The organism is Neisseria sp. CP9, from assembly GCF_047758525.1.
Lineage (GTDB): Bacteria > Pseudomonadota > Gammaproteobacteria > Burkholderiales > Neisseriaceae > Neisseria.
This window is the reverse complement of the sequence record NZ_CP180502.1, coordinates 111,715-130,455: the sequence shown is the minus strand read 5'-3', so window position 1 is coordinate 130,455 and position 18,741 is coordinate 111,715. Positions and strand designations below refer to the sequence as shown.

Annotated in this window: 19 protein-coding genes and 1 pseudogene; 7 read left to right on the top strand and 13 right to left on the bottom strand. The window is 50.2% G+C overall.

Features of this window, described 5'->3' with window-relative positions:
* Positions 1-6 precede the first annotated feature (6 nt).
* From ACMYUL_RS00580 to ACMYUL_RS00555, 6 genes and pseudogenes are all read left to right on the top strand, one after another.
* Complete coding sequence (locus ACMYUL_RS00580) at positions 7-774, top strand: amino acid ABC transporter ATP-binding protein (RefSeq protein ID WP_342031324.1); 768 nt, start codon at positions 7-9, stop codon at positions 772-774.
* A 192-nt stretch (positions 775-966) separates the two neighbouring features.
* Complete coding sequence (locus ACMYUL_RS00575) at positions 967-2,889, top strand: ATP-binding cassette domain-containing protein (protein WP_415771529.1); 1,923 nt, start codon at positions 967-969, stop codon at positions 2,887-2,889.
* 133 nt (positions 2,890-3,022) lie between these two features.
* Complete coding sequence (locus ACMYUL_RS00570) at positions 3,023-3,391, top strand: nucleolar protein (RefSeq protein ID WP_415771527.1); 369 nt, start codon at positions 3,023-3,025, stop codon at positions 3,389-3,391.
* Positions 3,392-3,541: 150 nt separating this feature from the next.
* On the top strand, positions 3,542-4,093 hold the full coding sequence (locus ACMYUL_RS00565) for a hypothetical protein (protein ID WP_415771525.1): 552 nt from the start codon (positions 3,542-3,544) through the stop codon (positions 4,091-4,093).
* 110 nt (positions 4,094-4,203) lie between these two features.
* Positions 4,204-4,800, top strand: a complete 597-nt coding sequence (locus tag ACMYUL_RS00560) for an MlaC/ttg2D family ABC transporter substrate-binding protein (RefSeq protein WP_415771524.1) — start codon at positions 4,204-4,206, stop codon at positions 4,798-4,800.
* 63 nt (positions 4,801-4,863) lie between these two features.
* Positions 4,864-4,986, top strand: a pseudogene (locus ACMYUL_RS00555) (IS5/IS1182 family transposase); the annotation flags it as partial.
* Positions 4,987-5,128: 142 nt separating this feature from the next.
* Here ACMYUL_RS00555 and ACMYUL_RS00550 read toward each other — a convergent pair.
* From ACMYUL_RS00550 to iscX, 4 genes are all read right to left on the bottom strand, one after another.
* Positions 5,129-5,728, bottom strand: a complete 600-nt coding sequence (locus ACMYUL_RS00550; RefSeq protein ID WP_049231164.1) for a LemA family protein — start codon at positions 5,726-5,728, stop codon at positions 5,129-5,131.
* Between the two features lie 267 nt (positions 5,729-5,995).
* Positions 5,996-8,272, bottom strand: a complete 2,277-nt coding sequence (gene metE / locus ACMYUL_RS00545) for a 5-methyltetrahydropteroyltriglutamate--homocysteine S-methyltransferase (protein WP_415771521.1) — start codon at positions 8,270-8,272, stop codon at positions 5,996-5,998.
* Positions 8,273-8,407: 135 nt separating this feature from the next.
* Positions 8,408-9,286 (bottom strand): methylenetetrahydrofolate reductase, encoded by an 879-nt coding sequence (metF, locus tag ACMYUL_RS00540; RefSeq protein WP_070515064.1) that lies wholly within the window; start codon positions 9,284-9,286, stop codon positions 8,408-8,410.
* 342 nt (positions 9,287-9,628) lie between these two features.
* Positions 9,629-9,826, bottom strand: coding sequence for a Fe-S cluster assembly protein IscX (gene iscX / locus ACMYUL_RS00535; RefSeq protein ID WP_003742471.1), 198 nt, complete (start codon positions 9,824-9,826; stop codon positions 9,629-9,631).
* A gap of 260 nt (positions 9,827-10,086) precedes the next feature.
* Between iscX and ACMYUL_RS00530 the strand changes: the two genes are divergently transcribed.
* A complete protein-coding gene (locus tag ACMYUL_RS00530) occupies positions 10,087-10,698 on the top strand; it encodes a hypothetical protein (RefSeq protein WP_342031330.1) in 612 nt (203 codons plus the stop codon).
* 135 nt (positions 10,699-10,833) lie between these two features.
* On the opposite strand, the gene fdx is transcribed toward ACMYUL_RS00530, so the two are convergent.
* From fdx to ACMYUL_RS00485, 9 genes are all read right to left on the bottom strand, one after another.
* A complete protein-coding gene (gene fdx / locus ACMYUL_RS00525) occupies positions 10,834-11,175 on the bottom strand; it encodes an ISC system 2Fe-2S type ferredoxin (RefSeq protein ID WP_003764447.1) in 342 nt (113 codons plus the stop codon).
* Positions 11,176-11,235: 60 nt separating this feature from the next.
* Positions 11,236-12,036 carry a hypothetical protein gene (locus ACMYUL_RS00520; protein ID WP_070514032.1) on the bottom strand — a complete coding sequence of 267 codons (801 nt, stop codon included), beginning with the start codon at positions 12,034-12,036 and terminating at the stop codon, positions 11,236-11,238.
* Positions 12,037-12,174: 138 nt separating this feature from the next.
* Positions 12,175-12,537, bottom strand: a complete 363-nt coding sequence (locus tag ACMYUL_RS00515) for a TIGR02328 family protein (RefSeq protein ID WP_070514033.1) — start codon at positions 12,535-12,537, stop codon at positions 12,175-12,177.
* A 125-nt stretch (positions 12,538-12,662) separates the two neighbouring features.
* Positions 12,663-13,238 (bottom strand): hypothetical protein, encoded by a 576-nt coding sequence (locus ACMYUL_RS00510; RefSeq protein WP_240600174.1) that lies wholly within the window; start codon positions 13,236-13,238, stop codon positions 12,663-12,665.
* A gap of 31 nt (positions 13,239-13,269) precedes the next feature.
* Positions 13,270-14,028, bottom strand: a complete 759-nt coding sequence (locus ACMYUL_RS00505; protein ID WP_107812833.1) for a DUF2314 domain-containing protein — start codon at positions 14,026-14,028, stop codon at positions 13,270-13,272.
* A gap of 76 nt (positions 14,029-14,104) precedes the next feature.
* Positions 14,105-14,941 carry a DUF695 domain-containing protein gene (locus ACMYUL_RS00500; RefSeq protein WP_342031333.1) on the bottom strand — a complete coding sequence of 279 codons (837 nt, stop codon included), beginning with the start codon at positions 14,939-14,941 and terminating at the stop codon, positions 14,105-14,107.
* On the bottom strand, positions 14,941-16,803 hold the full coding sequence (hscA, locus tag ACMYUL_RS00495) for a Fe-S protein assembly chaperone HscA (protein ID WP_070514036.1): 1,863 nt from the start codon (positions 16,801-16,803) through the stop codon (positions 14,941-14,943). Before hscA ends, ACMYUL_RS00500 begins: the two co-directional genes overlap by 1 nt.
* Before the next feature lie 318 nt (positions 16,804-17,121).
* Positions 17,122-18,126: an adenosine deaminase gene (locus ACMYUL_RS00490; protein WP_415771516.1), complete on the bottom strand. Its 1,005-nt coding sequence runs from the start codon at positions 18,124-18,126 to the stop codon at positions 17,122-17,124.
* Positions 18,127-18,143: 17 nt separating this feature from the next.
* On the bottom strand, positions 18,144-18,683 hold the full coding sequence (locus ACMYUL_RS00485; RefSeq protein ID WP_415771515.1) for a hypothetical protein: 540 nt from the start codon (positions 18,681-18,683) through the stop codon (positions 18,144-18,146).
* Positions 18,684-18,741 lie beyond the last annotated feature (58 nt).

Below are 18,741 nucleotides of genomic sequence, written 5' to 3'. Positions count from 1 at the left end.
GAAGCCATGATTAAAATCCGCAATATCCGCAAAACCTTCGGCGAAAACACCATTTTGCGCGGCATCGATTTGGATGTGGGCAAAGGGCAGGTGGTAGTCATCCTCGGACCTTCCGGCTCGGGGAAAACGACGTTTCTGCGCTGTTTAAACGCGCTGGAAATGCCTGAAGACGGACAAATCGAGTTTGACAACGAGCAACCGCTGAAAATCGATTTTTCTAAAAAAACGACAAAGCACGACATTTTGGCATTGCGCCGAAAATCCGGCATGGTGTTCCAACAATACAACCTCTTTCCGCACAAAACCGCGTTGGAAAACGTGATGGAAGGTCCGGTTGCCGTACAGGGCAAACCTGCCGCACAAGCACGCGAAGAAGCTTTGAAATTGCTGGAAAAAGTCGGCTTGGGCGATAAGGTTGACCTTTATCCCTACCAGCTTTCCGGCGGTCAGCAACAACGCGTCGGCATCGCCCGCGCATTAGCAATTCAGCCCGAGCTGATGTTATTCGACGAACCCACTTCCGCGCTGGATCCCGAATTGGTGCAAGACGTATTGAACGCCATGAAAGAATTGGCGCAGGAAGGTTGGACGATGGTCGTCGTTACCCACGAAATCAAGTTTGCGCTGGAGGTCGCTACTACCGTCGTCGTCATGGACGGCGGCGTCATTGTAGAGCAGGGCAGTCCGAAAGAATTGTTCGAACACCCCAAACATGAACGGACGCGGAAATTCCTGCGGCAAATCCGTAAAGATTCGGCAGATTATCAAAATTAAACCGTTTCATTCGATCAAAAGGTCGTCTGAAAACGAGTACAGCGGGTTTCGCTAAAGCTTCTGCCGTTTTCAGACGACCTTTTTCCATCATGGATTCACGTTGAAATGCAACGGCACCAACCAACGGCGACATAATGCTGTTTTCGCTATAAAATACCGCCTTTCCCATTTTTCCCCCCATCCTTTACCATCATGATTGAAATCAAGAACCTCGCCCTGCAACGCGGTTTGAAAGTCCTGCTCGACAAAGCCAACGCCACCGTCAATCCCGGTCAGCGCGTCGGTTTGATCGGTAAAAACGGGACAGGCAAATCCAGCCTGTTTGCCTTAATCAAGGGTGAAATCACTCAGGATGGCGGCGATATCTCGATTCCGAAAAATTGGCGGATTGCTTCCGTTTCCCAAGAAACGCCGGACTTGGACATCTCCGCGTTGGACTACGTTTTGCAGGGTGATGCCGAGTTGCAGGCTTTTCAGACGACCTTGGCGCAGGCAGAAGCGCAAAATGACGGCATGAAACAGGCGGAATATCATGCCAAATTGGAAGAAATCGACGCTTATACCGCGCCGGCCCGTGCGGCGAAATTGTTGAACGGACTGGGTTTTTCGCAAGAAGAACACAGCCGTCCCGTCAAATCCTTTTCCGGCGGCTGGCGTATGCGCCTGAATCTTGCGCAAGCCTTGATTTGCCGCGCCGATTTGCTCTTACTTGACGAACCGACCAACCACTTGGATTTGGAAACTGTCTTGTGGTTGGAAAACCACCTTGCCTCTTTACCCTGCACGCAAATAATCATTTCCCACGACCGTGATTTCCTCAATGCGGCCACCACCCAAACCATCGAATTGTCCCAGCAAAAGCTCACGCAATACGGCGGCAATTACGATTTTTACCAAAACGAACGCGCGCAACGTTTGGCGCAGCAACAAGCTGCCTATATCAAACAGCAGGCGCAAATCAAACATCTGCAATTGTTTATCGACCGCTTCAAAGCCAAAGCCACCAAAGCCGTTCAAGCGCAAAGCCGCATGAAGGCGTTGGCGAAGCTCGAACGCATCGCTCCCGCGCATCTGGACAGCGAGTTTTCCTTTGAGTTTTACAATCCCGATCATCTGCCCAATCCTTTGCTGAAGCTAGAACACGCTGATTTGGGTTACGAAGGCAAAACCGTCCTGCACGACATTACCCTGTCGCTGGAAAGCGGCGCACGTTACGGGCTATTGGGTGTCAACGGCAGCGGTAAATCTACGTTTATCAAAGCCTTGGCGGGCAAAATCGATTTGCTCTCCGGCAGCATCGTCCGTTCCGAAAAACTCAATATCGGTTATTTTGCCCAACACCAACTCGATACCATCCGCGCCGACCAAAGCCCTGTTTGGCATATCCAGCAACTTTCTCCCGAAGTACGCGAACAAGAAATCCGAAATTTTCTCGGCGGCTTCAACTTTGTCGGCGACATGGCGTTGCAGAAAACCGAACCTTTTTCCGGCGGAGAAAAAGCCCGTCTCGCCCTTGCCATGATCATCTGGCAAAAGCCAAATCTGCTGCTGCTTGACGAGCCGACCAACCATTTGGATTTGGATATGCGCCACGCCCTGACGCTCGCGTTGCAAAGTTTCCAAGGCGCATTAATCGTCGTGTCGCATGACCGCAGCCTGCTTGAAGCCACTACCGACAGCTTCCTCCTGATTGACAAAGGTCGTCTGAAAAACTTTGACGGCGATTTAAACGATTATCGTCAATGGCGGTTGGCGCAGGAAAACGCCACAGCCGCCCCTGCTGCTTCCGCGCAAAGCCAAAACCGCAAAGATACCAAGCGTATCGAAGCACAAATCCGTCAAGAAAAAGCCCGACGCGGCAAGCCGATACAGCAGAAAATCGATAAAGCCGAAAAAGAAATGGCGCAGCTTTCTGAAATTCAAACGGCATGTGAAGCATTTTTGGCACAAGAAGAAGCCTATTCGGACGAAAATAAAACAAAATTACAACAAACACTCACACAATTAACAGAAATTAAAGTAAAATTAACACAAATAGAAGAAAACTGGCTTTTGTGGCAAGAAGAGCTGGAGCAAATCCTGACGGAAATCGACGCAGAATTTACACAAATATAAATATCCCGTTGCCCGAGTTTCCGTATCTGCCTTCAGAAGCCGCCAAAAATACAGTTCGGCATGGTCATTTCAGACCGTCGAACTGCATAAAAACAAAAATAGGTCGTCTGAAAACTCAAGCTACGGAAAACTCATGCGTTCACGAATCAAGCAAGGGGCACTTATCGTCGCATCCTCCCTCATTTTGGGCTTATCCCTCCACACCGCAGCAGCCGTCTTCAGTTGCCATTCCGGCAACAGTAAAACCTATACATCCGAACCTTCGGGAAACTGCACAGGCGCAGACCTGCCCAAAATCAGCAGCCATCAAGGCGGTGCATACCGTCTGAAAATCAACAAATTAAGCAGCGATACCGAAGAAAAGGCAGCCAAGCTCAAGAAGGCGCGTTCAAAAGAAAAATTGCGGGAAAAGGTGCAAGAGCAAGAGACAAAGAGCAAAAACGCCAAATCACGCGCCAAAAAATCGGATAAAGCCGCAAAAACGTCGTCTGAAAACGAGTGAGGCAATTTTCGCTATAACAAATAAGGCGGTTTGATTTGAAATTAAAAAAGTCAGCTGTCCTATTTGAGAGAATATGCTGGTATTGTTATACTATTACAGCTGAATGCAATATCTATCGAACAATTACTTATTTCACATTACGACCTTGCCATGAAACAATCACTTCACGCATTGGCAGCTTCATTGCTGATGTTTGTCGCCGCATCAGGCGCACAAGCTTCCTCTAAAATCTATACCTGCACAGTCAACGGCGAAGTTGTCTATACTTCACGCCCATCTGGAAACTGCCATTCGGCAGATTTACCGACCATCGGCAAATACAGCAGCACGCGCTACGATGCTCCCGCTTTAGAAATGCCAGAGCCTGCTGCCGAAGCTCCGTCAAAACGAGCCGGTAACGCAAAACCTGCCCCTAAAAATACCGCTAAGGCGAATCCTGCACCTGCGCCCATCCGACCTGCTCCTGAAGTCGCAGCAACGCCTGCGCCCAAATCCTCCGGCAGCACTAGCCGCCGTTCGATTTTGGAAACGGAATTGAGCAATGAACGTAAAGCGTTGGGTGAAGCGCAAAAATCTCTGGCGCAAGCCCGCGTAGCCAAAGGCGGTCATGTCAACCAACAGGAAATCACCAGTCTGCAAAGCGCGGTACTCGACCGCCAGCAAAACATCCAAGCCCTGCAAAGGGAATTGAGTCGGATGTAGGCTGTTCCCGCCTTCTTTACCTGCCTTTCTTGGTTTTACATTACGTTAAATATTTCTAAAATATAAAGTTTTACAATTAACCTTTAAAACTTTTAGAAATAGGTACGTATATGGCATCCTATTTGTCCGCTTTTATACTGGCTGCACCTATGGTGCTTGCCGCTCCGTATGTTGCCGCTGCACATCCTGCACAAGAGCAGATGCAGCAAAATATCGATACTGTTTTGAAAATCGCACGCAATACTTCCTTGAGTGAGCTGCAACGTGTCAAACAAATACAGCAGTATGCCGATCGTTATTTGGATTATGAACGCATTTCCGCTTTGGCAGTCGGCGCGCCTTGGCGCAATTTCTCAGCACAGCAGAAAACAGATTTTATTCAGGCATTCAAAGAGATGGTGGTTTCGATGTATTCCCATTCCGCTTTGGTGGGTGCTGCCGATGCGAAGGTTAAATTGCTGCCTAAAATGACTGAAAACGGCAATAAGTTTGATGTGTTCTCGGAGATTCAAACGAAAAGCGGTAAGAAATACGAAGTGGCGTATCAGCTTTATCGGGTAGGTTCTGCTTATAAAATCTACAATTTCCGTTTGGATGGCACAAGCTTAGTAACGGTATACCGCAATCAATTCAATGAGTTGATCAAACAGAAAGGTATTGACGGTACGATTGCCGTCGTTAAAGCCAAGGGTTTGAAAAAGCAATAATTTGATTGATAATTTTCCTGTTTTCTCAAGAAAAGGATTGGGATAGTTTTTCCATTTGAGGATAAGGGATATTATAGTGGATTAAATTTAAATCAGGACAAGGCGACGAAGCCGCAGACAGTACAGATAGTACGGCAAGGCGAGGCAACGCCGTACTGGTTTAAAGTTAATCCACTATACTTTGTTATTGTAACTTGGTCCAAAGGCAATGATTTTTGAAAATAGTAAAGCACAGAATGGATGGATTCTGTGCTATTTCTATGGCTTGTGACATTCAGATTAAGACCAAATTACAACGTTGCATCCTGATCTATTTGCGCCACGTTTATCAAGCCATCAAGTGTTTGCTCATTTGCGGAACGCTGTTGTCCTCAAATTTAATCAGGCTGGCTTTCGCGTGATAACCCAATACTTTGGCAACAAGTCCGCTCATGGTTTTTCTCAACATGCGGTTGTAGCGTTCTGCAGAACGATTGTAGGCGCGTCGCGCAGATACAACATCGGTTTCGGCGGCGTCCAGCATTTCAAGCTGACTTTTCAGGCCTTGATCGGGACGTTGTTTCAGGCTTTTTTCTAAAACTTCTTGCAGGGCGCGGAGTGAGTTGTTCAAGCTTGCTTCTGCGTTGCACAAGCGTGAAAGAGATTCCGGTGAAAACGATTTGGATGCTTGGGTCAATACGGCTTCGGCATCGCCACATGAGGACAATAAATTGCTGTCGACATTGTCGTCTTCACGTCCAAGGTAAATTTTTGAAGCATCCAAAACATGTCTGACTGCTTGATGGCGGCACGCTAGGGCGATACGGAGTGCGACAAAAGATTCTTGATAATCTTTTTTGCAGCGGTCTAATTTTTGTTTGAAGTTGAGCAGTAAAACGGTCAGTATTACGGCGATGAAGATAAGACTGATGATTCCCATAGTGTGCATCCTTATTGTTTGTTGCAGTAATGTGTTGTTTGATATATGCGGATTTTGCTGTTTGTGAGTAGATACAGTTAGCCGCTGTTTTTAATTTAGTTGCGTGTAATTATACCCCAAATAAATTATTTTGCCCATTAGTCATAAAAGATTATTGGGGAAGACAATAGGAGGATAGGCTATGGCGGTTCAGTTCGATAGGAAAATGAAATATCAAGTTGGTAAAAAGGTCGTCTGAAAATTTTCAGACGACCTTTTGATTACGCTAGTTCAAACTTATTTTGCCAATTCGGCACGCAGTTTGTGGGTAACGTTCATCATCACTTGGAGTTGTTCCAGAGTTTCTTTCCAACCGCGTGTTTTCAGACCGCAGTCCGGGTTCACCCACAGGCGTTCAACCGGTACGACTTCGATGGCTTTGCGCAACAGGTGTTCCACTTCGGCTTCTGTCGGTACGCGCGGGCTGTGGATGTCGTAAACGCCCGGGCCGATGTCGTTCGGGTATTTGAATTCGCCGAACGCGGTCAAGAGTTCCATGTCGGAACGTGAAGTCTCGATAGTGATGACGTCGGCGTCCATAGCTGCGATGGCGGGCAGGATGTCGTTGAACTCGGAGTAGCACATATGGGTGTGGATTTGTGTGCTGTCTTCGCAACCGCTGGAGGACAGGCGGAAGGATTCGCCGGCCCAGTTCAGGTAGGCATCCCAATCGGCGCGTTTCAAAGGCAGGCCTTCACGGATGGCAGGTTCGTCGATTTGGATGACTTTGATGCCTGCTTTTTCCAGATCCAATACTTCGTCGTTCAGAGCCAGTGCGATTTGTTTGCACACGGTAGAGCGTGGAATGTCATTGCGGACGAAAGACCATTGCAGAATGGTTACGGGGCCGGTCAACATGCCTTTCATCGGGCGTTTGGTCAGGCTTTGTGCGTAAGTAGACCAAGCGACAGTCATGGCTTCTGGGCGGCTTACATCACCGAAGATAATCGGTGGTTTCACGCAGCGTGAACCGTAGCTTTGTACCCAGCCGTATTGGGTGAACGCGAAACCGCTCAACAATTCGCCGAAGTATTCGACCATGTCGTTACGCTCGGCTTCGCCGTGTACCAGTACGTCCAAGTCCAGTTTTTCTTGCTCTTCAACCACCAAGGCGATTTCTTTTTTCATCGCGGCTTCGTAATCGGCGGCAGACAGTTCGCCTTTTTTGAAGGCTGCGCGTGCTTGGCGGATTTCGGTGGTTTGAGGGAAAGAACCGATGTTGGTCGTCGGCAGCAGGGGCAGGTTCAACCATGCTTGTTGCGCTTTGATGCGGTCGGCAAACGGTGATTTGCGTTGGTCTGCGTTGGCAGGCAGGTCGGCAAGGCGTTTGGCGACGTCTGCGCGGTGGATTTCGCTGCTGTTGGCGCGCGAATCGGCGGCAGCTTGGCTGGCGGCGAGTTCTTCGGCAACGGAATCGCGACCTTCGTTCAATGCGGCTTTCAGAACGCGCAATTCTTGGGTTTTTTGCAGGGTAAATGCCAACCAAGAGTACAGGTCGGGTTTGTTGGCTTTCAGTTTTTCTTCAACTGACAAGTCAAATGGGGTGTGCAACAGCGAGCAAGAGCTGGAAATCCACAAACGCTCGCCCAGTTTGGCTTTCAGAGGCTCGACAGTTTCCAAAACTTTGTTCAGGTTGGCGCGCCAGATGTTGCGGCCGTCGATAACGCCGGCAGACAGGACTTTGTCGTAGTCGGCAAATGCGTCCAGTTGTTCGGGAGCGCGTACCAAGTCGATGTGCAGGCCGTCAACGGGCAGGGCTTTCAACAATGCGGCGTGTTCGGCAACAGAACCGAAGTAAGTGCTCAACAGGATTTTGGCGTTTACTTTGCTTAAAGTGGCGTAAACGTCTTTGTAGGCTTCCACCCATTCTTTAGGCAGGTCAACAGCCAAAGCAGGCTCGTCGATTTGAATCCATTCGGCACCGGCTTCAACCAAAGCGTTCAGGATTTCAACGTAAACGGGCAGCAGTTTTTGTAACAGGCTCAGGCGGTTGAATTCGACTGCGCCTTTTTCTTTACCGACCCACAGGAAGGTCAGCGGGCCGACGATGGTCGGTTTGGCTTTCAGACCGAGAGCTTGGGCTTCTTTCAGTTGTTGAACGTAGTGTTTGGCGTTTGCTTTGAATTCGGTATCGGCATGGAATTCAGGCACCAAGTAGTGATAGTTGGTGTCGAACCATTTGGTCATTTCGATGGCGAATTGGTCTTTGTTGCCGCGCGCCAGTTGGAAGAATTGTTCCAAAGACAGGTTTTGGCTGTCGAAGCCGAAACGGGCGGGAATCGCGCCGGTAGCGACTTGCAGGTCGAGGATGTGGTCGTAGAAAGTGAAATCGCCTACGGCAACGAAATCGGCGTTGGCGGCGGCTTGGTGTTTCCAGTTTTTTTCGCGCAGGTCTTTGGCGACGTCGAGCAGCTCTTGTTCGCTGATTTCTTTGCGCCAGTATTTTTCTTGGGCGAATTTCAATTCACGGAAGGCGCCGACACGCGGGAAGCCTGAGAAATGTAATGTTGTCATGTTGAACTCTCCAGTTGGATTTTGTAAGGACCGGTTCAATCCGAATCGGTCGGTATTGTAAATCAGAATAGAGCGGATGGGGCGGCGTTTTGTTTTTCAGACGACCCCTGAGGTCGTCTGAAACCGTTTTCGGCTTTAAGGACGCACGCCTAAAATATGGCAGATGGCGTAAGTCAGCTCGCTGCGGTTGAGCGTGTAGAAGTGGAAATCTTTCACGCCTTCGCGGGACAGGACTTTGACCATGTCGATGGCGATACTTGCCGCCACCAGATTGCGCGTTGCTTGGTCGTTGTCCAAACCTTCATACATTTGCGACAGCCATTTCGGGATTTTGACGTTGGTTACTTGTGCCATTTTGCCGAGTTGCTTGAAGTTGGTGACAGGCAGGATGCCGGGAACGATTTCGACGTCGATGCCCAGCATTACGCAGCGGTCGCGGAAGCGCAGGTAGCGTTCTACATCAAAGAAGAATTGGGTGATGACGTGGTTTGCGCCCGCATCGATTTTGCGCTTCAGATTGATCAGGTCGGCTTGTGCGGATTTCGCTTCGGGATGCACTTCAGGGTATGCCGCTACGGAGATGTCGAAGTCGGCGACGGAGCGCAGGAGTTTGACCAGGTCTTCGGCGTAAAACGGTTTTTTCTCATAGCCGGGCGGCTCGTCGCCGCGCAGGGCGACAATACGGCGGATGCCGCTGTCCCAATAGTCTTTGGCGATTTGGCGCAATTCGTCGGGAGAGGCGTCGATGCCGGTCAGGTGCGGCGCGGCTTCCAAGCCGGTTTCCTGTTGGATGCGTTTGACGATGCTGTGCGTACGGTCGCGTTCGCCGGAGTTTGCGCCGTAGGTTACGGAGACGAATTTGGGATGCAGGGTTTGCAGGCGATGGATGGAGTCCCACAGCATGGTTTCCATTTGTTCGTTTTTCGGCGGGAAAAATTCGAACGAAACGTTGATGTCGCCTTTCAAGTCGGAAAGGCTGTTGTTTAACGCATTGATTTCTTTTGCGTAACTCATTGGCTGTGTACCTCGGTTGTCTTTTTTAAACGTTTTCAGGCTTGTATGATAAATTTGCCTTGTGTATGAGTCAAATTCAAAATTTTCAGAAAGTTTATGAATTATTTTAATATGGTTGCCATTATGTTTGCCTCTATTCATATGAGGGCAAGCCGGGGAGAAAATACATATTCTGATGTGTGGGAATACTTTGAAATTAAATGGATTTCAATGGCTTGTATTCTTGTTGGTAAAGCAAAAGCAATAGATGTTTTGTGCTTGAGTTGGCTATCAACCCATTCAAACGTCGTCTGAAAAATTTTCAGACGACGTCTTGGTTTTTAGCTTGCAAATGATGTTGCCTCACTCAGCCTCTTCAATCCATGCCTGTTGTACGGCTTCGAGGATGCGTTCGCCGCAGCGTGCGGGATCGTCGTCGAAGTCGGGCAGCGCCATAATCAGGTCGCGCAGTTGGGTGAAGCGAACGGTTTTCGGGTCGATGCTGTCGCCGTGCAGGTCGTAGAGTTCCTCAGCGATGCGTTGGGTGTCTGTCCATTTCATGATGTCGTTCCTTTTGGAGTGTCCGAATGGGTTGATTCGGGATGGCTTGTTTAGGTTTTAATGCTTTGGGGAAAATTCGTGTCGGCAATGATTAATGCGTCTGAAATCGCATATGGTATTTTCCTATGTAATATTTTCAAGGCGTACGTTAATACATTTTTCTGACTTTCACTAAGGAAAATTTACACTTTGTCATGCAACCAAATCATTTGGAATGGTTCTTAAAGAAATCCATTATAGTATGAATAACAGGAAAATCGATGAACAACGCACTCAATGCCAAATTATCCAAACTTATTTACGCGCTCGCCTCCGATGATCCTAATTATCTTGCCAAAGCGGGGGTGTTCGACCGCCTGCTGCTGCTTATCCGCGAGCTTTATCAGATGTTGGATGATAGCGAAGGGCTGAAGCGTCTTTCCTTGCGCCTCCGTTATGGCAAGCGTTACGGCATGATTGCTTTGGATGCTGCCGCTCCGGACGAAGATGCGGGCGCTTTGCGTTTGAAACGCTGGATGGTGTATTCGCGTATTGCGGAACGCATTGTCGGCTGCGGAAACGACGTGTCTGTGGCGCTTGACGATATGGCGGTGGAGAACGAAGAAGCAAAACAGCGTTATATGGATGCCGCAAACGAAATCATCAAACGCTTCGGCTTGGCGGGATATGTCCCCGAGCCGCCAAAATCCGTCACAACCGCAACAAAAAACGAACCGGCACCGAAGCCCGAACCTAAGAGTATCATTACCCGTCATGGCAGCAGCCTCAGTATGCTGAACGCTAAAGGCAGAGTGGAAAATTACCCTGTTGCGCAAACCGTCGCTTCGATGAAAGTATCCCGCTTAAGGTTTGTCGTTCCACGTTCCAAATAAACGATTTGGCAGCGATTTGAAGGAAGGTCGTCTGAAAACGGTCGGTAAGGCAGTTTCAGACGACTTTTTGTTTGCTCAAAATTTGGCAGGGGTCGTCTGAACATTGCTGTATCCGTTTCAGACGACCTCTTTGCATCAATGATCTTCGCGCGCGTGGTTGATGGTGTATTTGGGGATTTCCACCACCAAGTCTTCGTCGGCAACCACCGCCTGACAGCTCAGGCGCGAGTCGGCTTCCAAGCCCCATGCTTGGTCGAGCAGGTCTTCTTCAAGCTCGCTCGGTTCTTCCAAACTGTCGAAGCCTTTGCGGATGATGACGTGGCAGGTGGTGCAGGCACAGGATTTTTCGCAGGCGTGATCGACTTCGATGTCGTGGTCGAGCAGCACGTCAAGGACGGTTTTGCCTTCGGGTGCGTCTTCAATGACAGCGCCTTCGGGACATAATACGGCGTGTGGGAGTACGGTGATTTTGGGCATTTTTATTGTCTCTTGTAATGAGTGGTTTGATAATGGTGGGGTTTAACAATATTCTGTGTTCTATGTCCATTCGAATGTAAATAATGCAATCCGGCTGACGGGTTCGTAGAGCAGAATTACGTCATCTGCTCCGTTGGAGTATCCATATCCTGAGCATGAGGCAATATGGTAGAAAGGATTGCCCTGGTGTTCTATGAATACGTTCCAATCCTTGTCTTCTTTTAGAGTGAAGGCGGGAGGAATGGGACTAGTATCTACCCAATTTCCACCTTTAATCACTCCGCCTAATCTATCAAGATATAGACCAGAATAGGTATTATCGTAAGGCTCGTCGCCGTACAGCCCCTCTCGTTTTTCAAAATCTGATTTGTTCTCTTGATAGATTTGAACAGATTCATCGAAATACTTCAGTGCTTCTTGATAAAATTCTTCTTTACACGTTTCCAGAATGTCTTTGTTTTCAAAAGCATTGGGATCGAAATCGGCGCAAAGTATTTGTTTTAAGTTCTCTCTGTATTGAGGACTGCGGGTGAAATAGCCTTCTTCTCCCAAAAATTCATATTTGTTATCGTCTGTCAAACGGAAAGCCAGCCAGTTTTCACCAATAAATTCATTGTGGTAAGCGGGTGTGCAGCCACCTATATTGTATCCATAAGGTTCGATTGGGTTGATAAGATGGACGATAGTGCCACTCCATTCTGTTTTAAATTCTCCTAAATCTATACTCATCATGGGCAAAAAATGATTTTTTAGCCATGACTGTTTTTCACAGAATACAGTTTCTGGTTCTGCAAAAGCAATGAGATTTTCATTGAGTTCGTTAACTTTTTCCTTGAACGGGAGATTTGTAAGTTTGTTCATGGTTTGCTCATATTTAGGCTGTTTATTATTTCAGACGACCTTTTGTAATGAAGGGGTCGTCTGAAACCGTTTATATAGTGGATTAAATTTAAACCAGTACGGCGTTGCCTCGCCTTGTCCTGATTTAAATTTAATCCACTATAACACGATGCCTTTGCTTTTTAAATTTTCCAGACATTCGTCCAAATAAGCGTCATCGTGTTCGGGGTAAATCGGCGAATCGGCGGCTTCGGTATCGTGTGCGGCATAAGGGGCAACCGCCTTGCCGCGGTACAGCGGGTCTTTCCACAACGGGTCGGGTTTGTAGCCGCGTTTTTCCATTTCTTCCATAATCAGCGCGTGATACAGATAGAGTTTGTAAGGCGAATGGGTGAAAACGTAATTCACCGTCGCGTGCGGCCTGCCCCAGCCTGCTCCGCGAAGCGCGGCGCATTCGCGGTGTTGCCCTAGAAGCTGGGCGCGGGGAAGTAGCGGGATAAGGGTTTGGTGCCAAAGTCTCATGTTTGGTGGGTTGGAGGTCGTCTGAAATTGTATCTTGGTTTTCAGACGACCTTTTGTTTAGTCGGGTGGTTCAAATATCTTGATGACTGTTTGTCGGTCAAGAAGGTGTGCGGCATTGAGTATGGTCAGTCTTTATGTTGTTCGGTCATTCTTGCTTTCTTGGCTGCCGCCTGAATTTTTCTACGGCGTCGCCACGTACAGTAAAGTAGCGGTACTAAAGTCAGAAGAAGGGTGAAGATGCCGGCTAGTAGTCCTGCTTCAAATCTGCGTGAGGATGAGTCGAAGGTAAAAGACAAGGGTTCTACACGACCTTCAGTTATACGGTAATGACTGGTTCTTTCCTCTGTGAAGAAGGGGTCAGTATAAATGAGTTCGTATTCTTCAGTACTGATACGTTTTACATTGCAAGTAATTTTCGAATTTACGTAGCAATCATTTTGATCAAGGCGGTACGTACACACTTTATCCTGCTCGGCATTGAACTCATTCCATGGTTTCACTGCACAACTACTGTCATCAGTTGGGCGAACGGCGATTTGAAACAAGGCGTTTATTTTGCTGCCTTGGGTGTAAGTTTCGTGTTCGTGTGGTAAAAAATGAGATACGGTCTTTCCGAGCGAAATAGAGACGGTCAGCCGCCAAACAAGGGCCCAAATGAATTTCAGTATTGTCGGTATGATTAGTCGAAATCGATCGGACATTTTTCTTTTCTTTTTTCAGACGACCTATGGTTTAGTGGCGTGGTTCGAGTATCTCGATGACGTTTTGCCAGTCCATAAGGCGGGCAAAGTCTAGGGCGGTCAGTCCTTCTTGCGTGGTGGCGGCCGGGTCTGCACCCAATTCGAGCATGGCTTTGACCAGGGGCGCGTTGCCTGCGATGGCTTCGTGATGGAGCGGTGTGTAGCCGTCTTCGTCTTGCTCGCGCAGGTAATCCGGGTTTTGTGCCAGCTGTTGGCGGAAGTCGTCCAGACAGTTTCGGCACATCGGATGTTCGTCCAGATTTTCGGGGTGTTCTTTTTCTTCGTAAACCAGCAAGACTTCTTCGGGATCGCCAAAGTCGATTCCCCATGCAGCATCGTGTTCTGCGCGCTCTTGCGGCGTCATTTGGATGCGGACTGCCTGTACGGTGAAGCCGCCGTAGGGGATGCCGTTACACAGGAACATCCAGTCGCTGATATCGTCAACCGGAACGCAAACGCTTTCGCCTTGTTCTACATTGGTCAGGTCGTTGGGTTCGTTGACCAGCGTGCCGAAAATGTGGAGGCCGTCGAAGTAGATGTCGTTTATCCACATATGTTCGCAAATTTCGCCGTCTTCGCTGTCTTGGAAAAAAGGTACTTTGACCATGGCAAAATCCAAGGCGGGTATGATGCGGCGGTTTTCCCAATACAGCTCGCGCCAGAAATATTTGAATGTGGAACGTGCCTGTTCGAAGGCGCGGTTCATGAGTTCATTTTCCTGATCGATACCGTAAACAATGGATTCGCTCATGGGATTCTCCTAAGGTCAAAGTGGATGCGGGTCGTCTGAACGGGGCTGCCGGTGTGTTTTCAGACGACCTGATGCTTTATTGGACTAATATGCTGCCCCAGCCGTCGTAGTCGCCGTTGTTTTCTTGGGCGATATCGATCAACTCCCATGTGTCGTTGTCGATGTCGGTGAGCGGGGCGTTTTTGGAAAGTTGCAGACGGTAGCTCGGGTGGTCTTCTTCCTGCTCGATGCGGCCGCTGTCGCTGACGGTATAGCCTAATGTGCCGACTTTGGCGGCTGCTGCATTCAGGTCTGCTTCGGTGTGGAAAAACAGCCAGTGGTCGATGGGGCGGGGCTTATCGAGGCGGTCGCCGTCTTGTCGGAAACGGCGTAAAACCTGCTCGTTGCGGATAGCTTGCAACTCGTAGCTGTCCGGATACAGGAATTCTTGATAAAACGACCATTCGGCATCTTCGCTGATTGTGATGTCGCAAACGCGGTCGTTTTGTGTCAGCAAGGTACGGCAGGCTTGGGCGAAGGTTTCGGCATCGCGGCTGTAAAAATGCCAATTTGCCGCGCCGTTTGTGGTGACTATGCCTGCGGGAATGTTGTCGTTGCCCGCCAGTCGGTCGATTTGGTCTTCGAGGTCGTAAACCGCTTCGCTTTCTTCGGGCGTCGGGAAGCCGTGTTCGTTGGTTTGTTCCAATTTCATACTGACGCGCACATGCTGCGGATACTCTGCCAGCGGCGCGACTTCGATTAAGGCAAGGTTGATGCGTAAGGCGGCGGGTGCGTCGCCAATGCGGCTGAAATAAACGTTCCAGTCTTGGGGGATGGAAGGGTTTTGCATAGGATGGGGTCGTCTGAAAAATAGTGTTTGAATTTTTTCAGACGACCTTTGTGTCTTTCGAGGTCGTCTGAAACTGTTTGCCATCAAATATCGTCCACACTTTGCCCTGTCAGCGCACGTTGGATGTTGCGGTTCATGCGTTTGGCGGCGAAGTTGTCGGTGCTGCGGCTGAGGTTGGCGACGGCGGCGCGGATGTCTTCGGCGTTGCCGTTTTTCAGACGACCTTGCAAATCGGCGATGTCTTGCTGGATTTGTTGCAATTCTTCGGCATCCAGCAAATCGCTATCCAATTCAAGGGCGGCGTTGACGGCGTCGGTCAGGCTTTCGGCTTCGACGACGGCTTCGGCGCGGGCGCGTGCCGCCATGTCTTCGGCGGCGTTGCTCATGCTGTCTTTGAGCATTTGGGTGATGGTGTCGTCGTCCAAGCCGTAGGAAGGTTTGACTTCGATTTGCGCCTGTACGCCGGTGCTTTGTTCTTGGGCGGAAACGGACAGCAGGCCGTCGGCGTCAACTTGGAAGGTAACGCGGATACGCGCCGCGCCTGCGGTCATGGGTGGAATGCCGCGCAGGGTGAATTTGGCAAGGCTGCGGCAGTCGGAAACGAGTTCGCGCTCGCCTTGTACGACGTGTATCGTCATGGCGGTTTGACCGTCTTTGAAGGTGGTGAAATCCTGCGCGCGCGCGGTGGGGATGGTGGAATTGCGCGGGATGATTTTTTCGGCGAGACCGCCGTAGGTTTCCAAGCCGAGCGACAAGGGGGTAACGTCCAGCAGCAGCCATTCGCCGTCGGTTTTGTTGCCGGCAAGGATGTTCGCCTGTATGGCGGCGCCGAGCGCGACGACTTCGTCGGGGTTGAGGTTGTTCAGCGGGGTTTGTCCGAAGAAGGTGGCGACCGCTTGTTGAACGTGCAGCATACGGGTGGAACCGCCGACCATAATCACGCCTTTGATGTCGGCTTTGGTCACGCCCGCGTCTTTCAGGGCCTGTTTGACCGGCTCTATGGTTTTTTGCACCAGATTTTGCGTCAGGTGGTGAAATTCTTGGCGGGTAATGACGGTATGGATTTTGCGGTCGTCTGAAAGCGTGGCTTCGACGACGGCTTCGGTTTGGTTGGTTAATTGTTCTTTGGCGGCGCGGACAAGGGAAAGCAGAAGCTGGCTGTCGCGCTCGTTGAGTTTGGAAAGGTCGTTTTGTTCGAGTAAGTTGCAGAACAGGCGGTGGTCGAAATCATCGCCGCCCAATGCGCTGTTGCCGCCGGTGGCTTTGACTTCAAACAGCCCTTTGGTCAGTTGCAATACGGATACGTCGAACGTACCGCCGCCCAAGTCGTAAACGACAAACGTGCCTTCGGAGGCGTTGTCCAGCCCGTAGGCAATCGCGGCGGCGGTCGGCTCGTTAAGGAGGCGCAAGACGTTCAAGCCTGCCAAACGCGCGGCGTCTTTGGTGGCTTGGCGTTGGGCATCGTCGAAATAGGCGGGAACGGTAATGACGGCGCCGACCAAATCGCCGCCTAAAGTTTCTTCGGCACGCGATTTGAGGGCCTTGAGGATTTCAGACGACACTTCGATAGGCGTTTTGGCACCTTGACGGGTGTTCAACTCAACCACGCGCTCGTTGGGTGTAAACCGGTAGGGCAGGTATTGCGCCTCATGCGCGAGGTCGGTAAGTGTGCGGCCAATCAGGCGTTTGGCGGAACTGACGGTGTTCAGCGGGTCGGTTTTTTGGGCGGAAAGGGCGGTTTTGCCGACTTCGACAGCGTCGCCTTCGCCGTAGCGGACGACGGAGGGCAGGGTGGTGCGCCCGTCAATATCGGTCAGACAAACCGGGCTGCCGCTGCGGACGGTGGCAACCAGGCTGTTGGTCGTACCCAAGTCGATGCCGACGGCGAGGCGGTGTTGATGCGGAGTGGCGGACATGCCGGGTTCGGAAATCTGCAAAAGAGCCATGATTGTGTGCCTTTTGATGCTATATTTATTAGGATAGGTCGGTATTTTAACAGATTTCAGGCGGATAGTTGAGTGGTTTGGTAGGGAATTGACTGTGGTTAGAGGATTTGCATTTTTAGATATAGTGGATTAAATTTAAACCAGTACGGCGTTGCCTCGCCTTAGCTCAAAGAGAACGATTCTCTAAGGTGCTGAAGCACCAAGTGAATCGGTTCCGTACTATCTGTACTGTCTGCGGCTTCGTCGCCTTGTCCTGATTTTTGTTAATCCACTATAAAAACAAAGCCGACCGGATTGTTTTTCAGGTCGGCTTTGTGTCTAAACATGGATGCTGTCGATTTCGGCGTACCGTTTTGCTTTTTCTTCCTCGTTTAAAAACGAGGCTTTGAACGAGTTTTTGCACAAGGCGCGGAGGTCTGCTTCATTCAAATCCAATGCGTCGGCAAGTTCGATAAAGTTTTGGTTGAGGTAGCCGCCGAAGTAGGCGGGGTCGTCTGAATTGACGGTAACCAATACGCCGCGCTCAAGCATACGGCGCAGGTTGTGTCGGGACAGGTCGCTGACGACTTTGAGTTTGAGATTGCTCAATGGGCAGACGGTCAGGGGCATTTGTTCGGCAATCAGTCGCTGCATAAGGGTTTCGTCTTCTTCGGAGCGCACGCCGTGGTCGATGCGGACGACTTTCAACAAATCCAACGCTTCCCAAACGTATTCGGGCGGGCCTTCTTCGCCGGCGTGGGCGACGGCGGGAAAACCTTGCACGCGGGCATGGGCGAAGACGCGCTCGAATTTCGAGGGCGGGTTGCCGAGTTCGCCCGAATCCAGTCCGATGCCGTCGATATGTCGTCTGAAAGGCTGCGCTTGGGCAAGCGTTTCGAACGCGGATTCTTCGCTCAAATGCCGCAGGAAACACATAATCAGCCTGCTGGAAATGCCCCATTTTTCCTGCGCATCCAGGCGGGCGCGGGTAATGCCGTTGATGACGGTTTCAAACGGTACTACGCTCGCGGTATGGGTTTGCGGGTCAAAGAAGATTTCGGTGTGGACGACGTTGTCTTCGCGGCAACGGGCGAAATAGGCGGTGGTCAGGTCGTAAAAATCCTGTTCGTGAAGCAAGACCGCTGCAGCCGCGTAGTAAATATCGAGGAAGGACTGGAGATTGTGAAAATCATAAGCACGGCGCACGGCTTCCACATCCGCGTAGGGAATGGAAACGCCGTTGCGCTCGGCGATGGCGAACATCAATTCCGGCTCGAACGTGCCTTCGATATGGACGTGCAATTCGGCTTTAGGCAGGGCGCGGATTAAGGTGTGTACGGTCATGGGCGGCACCCGCTCGGTCAATAGTGGCGGCGGCGGAAGTAGAACATTCCTTCGCTGTCGAGTTCGAGGATGTAGCGGCCGTTTTGAACGGCTGCATAACCGCTTTTGCCCGCCTCATAAGGTTGCAAGGCGGCATGGGATAGGAGGTAATTTGTCAGTTTGCCGCCGTCTTCGGCGATGTTGCCGACCAGTTTGGCAAACAAGGCATGGCATTTGCCGTTTTCAGTCCAGCCCAAAGGCTCGCCTTTGTCGCCGGTTTCCATACATTTGCCGCTGATGACTTCCAAATCGTTGGGGTGGTTGCCGATCAGTTGGATGACGTTTTGTTCGGACAAGCCGTTAATCGGATAGCTGATTTGTTTTTTGCCGTCGTTGGTTTTGCCTTCGCTGCTTTGACCTAAATCCAAGCCTGCGATGGCGTTGTTGTCGATGTATTTGACTTTAAACGCGGGCTTTGGCGCGGCTTCGGCGGCATTTGGTGCGGGCTCGGCGGGGGCTTCGGATTTGCCGCAGGCGGCGAGCAAAAGGGCGGATAAGAGAATTGGAAAGGCTTTCATCGGATATTCCTTGTTCTAAACAGGAAAAGGTCGTCTGAAATATGAGCGGGTTGCTTTT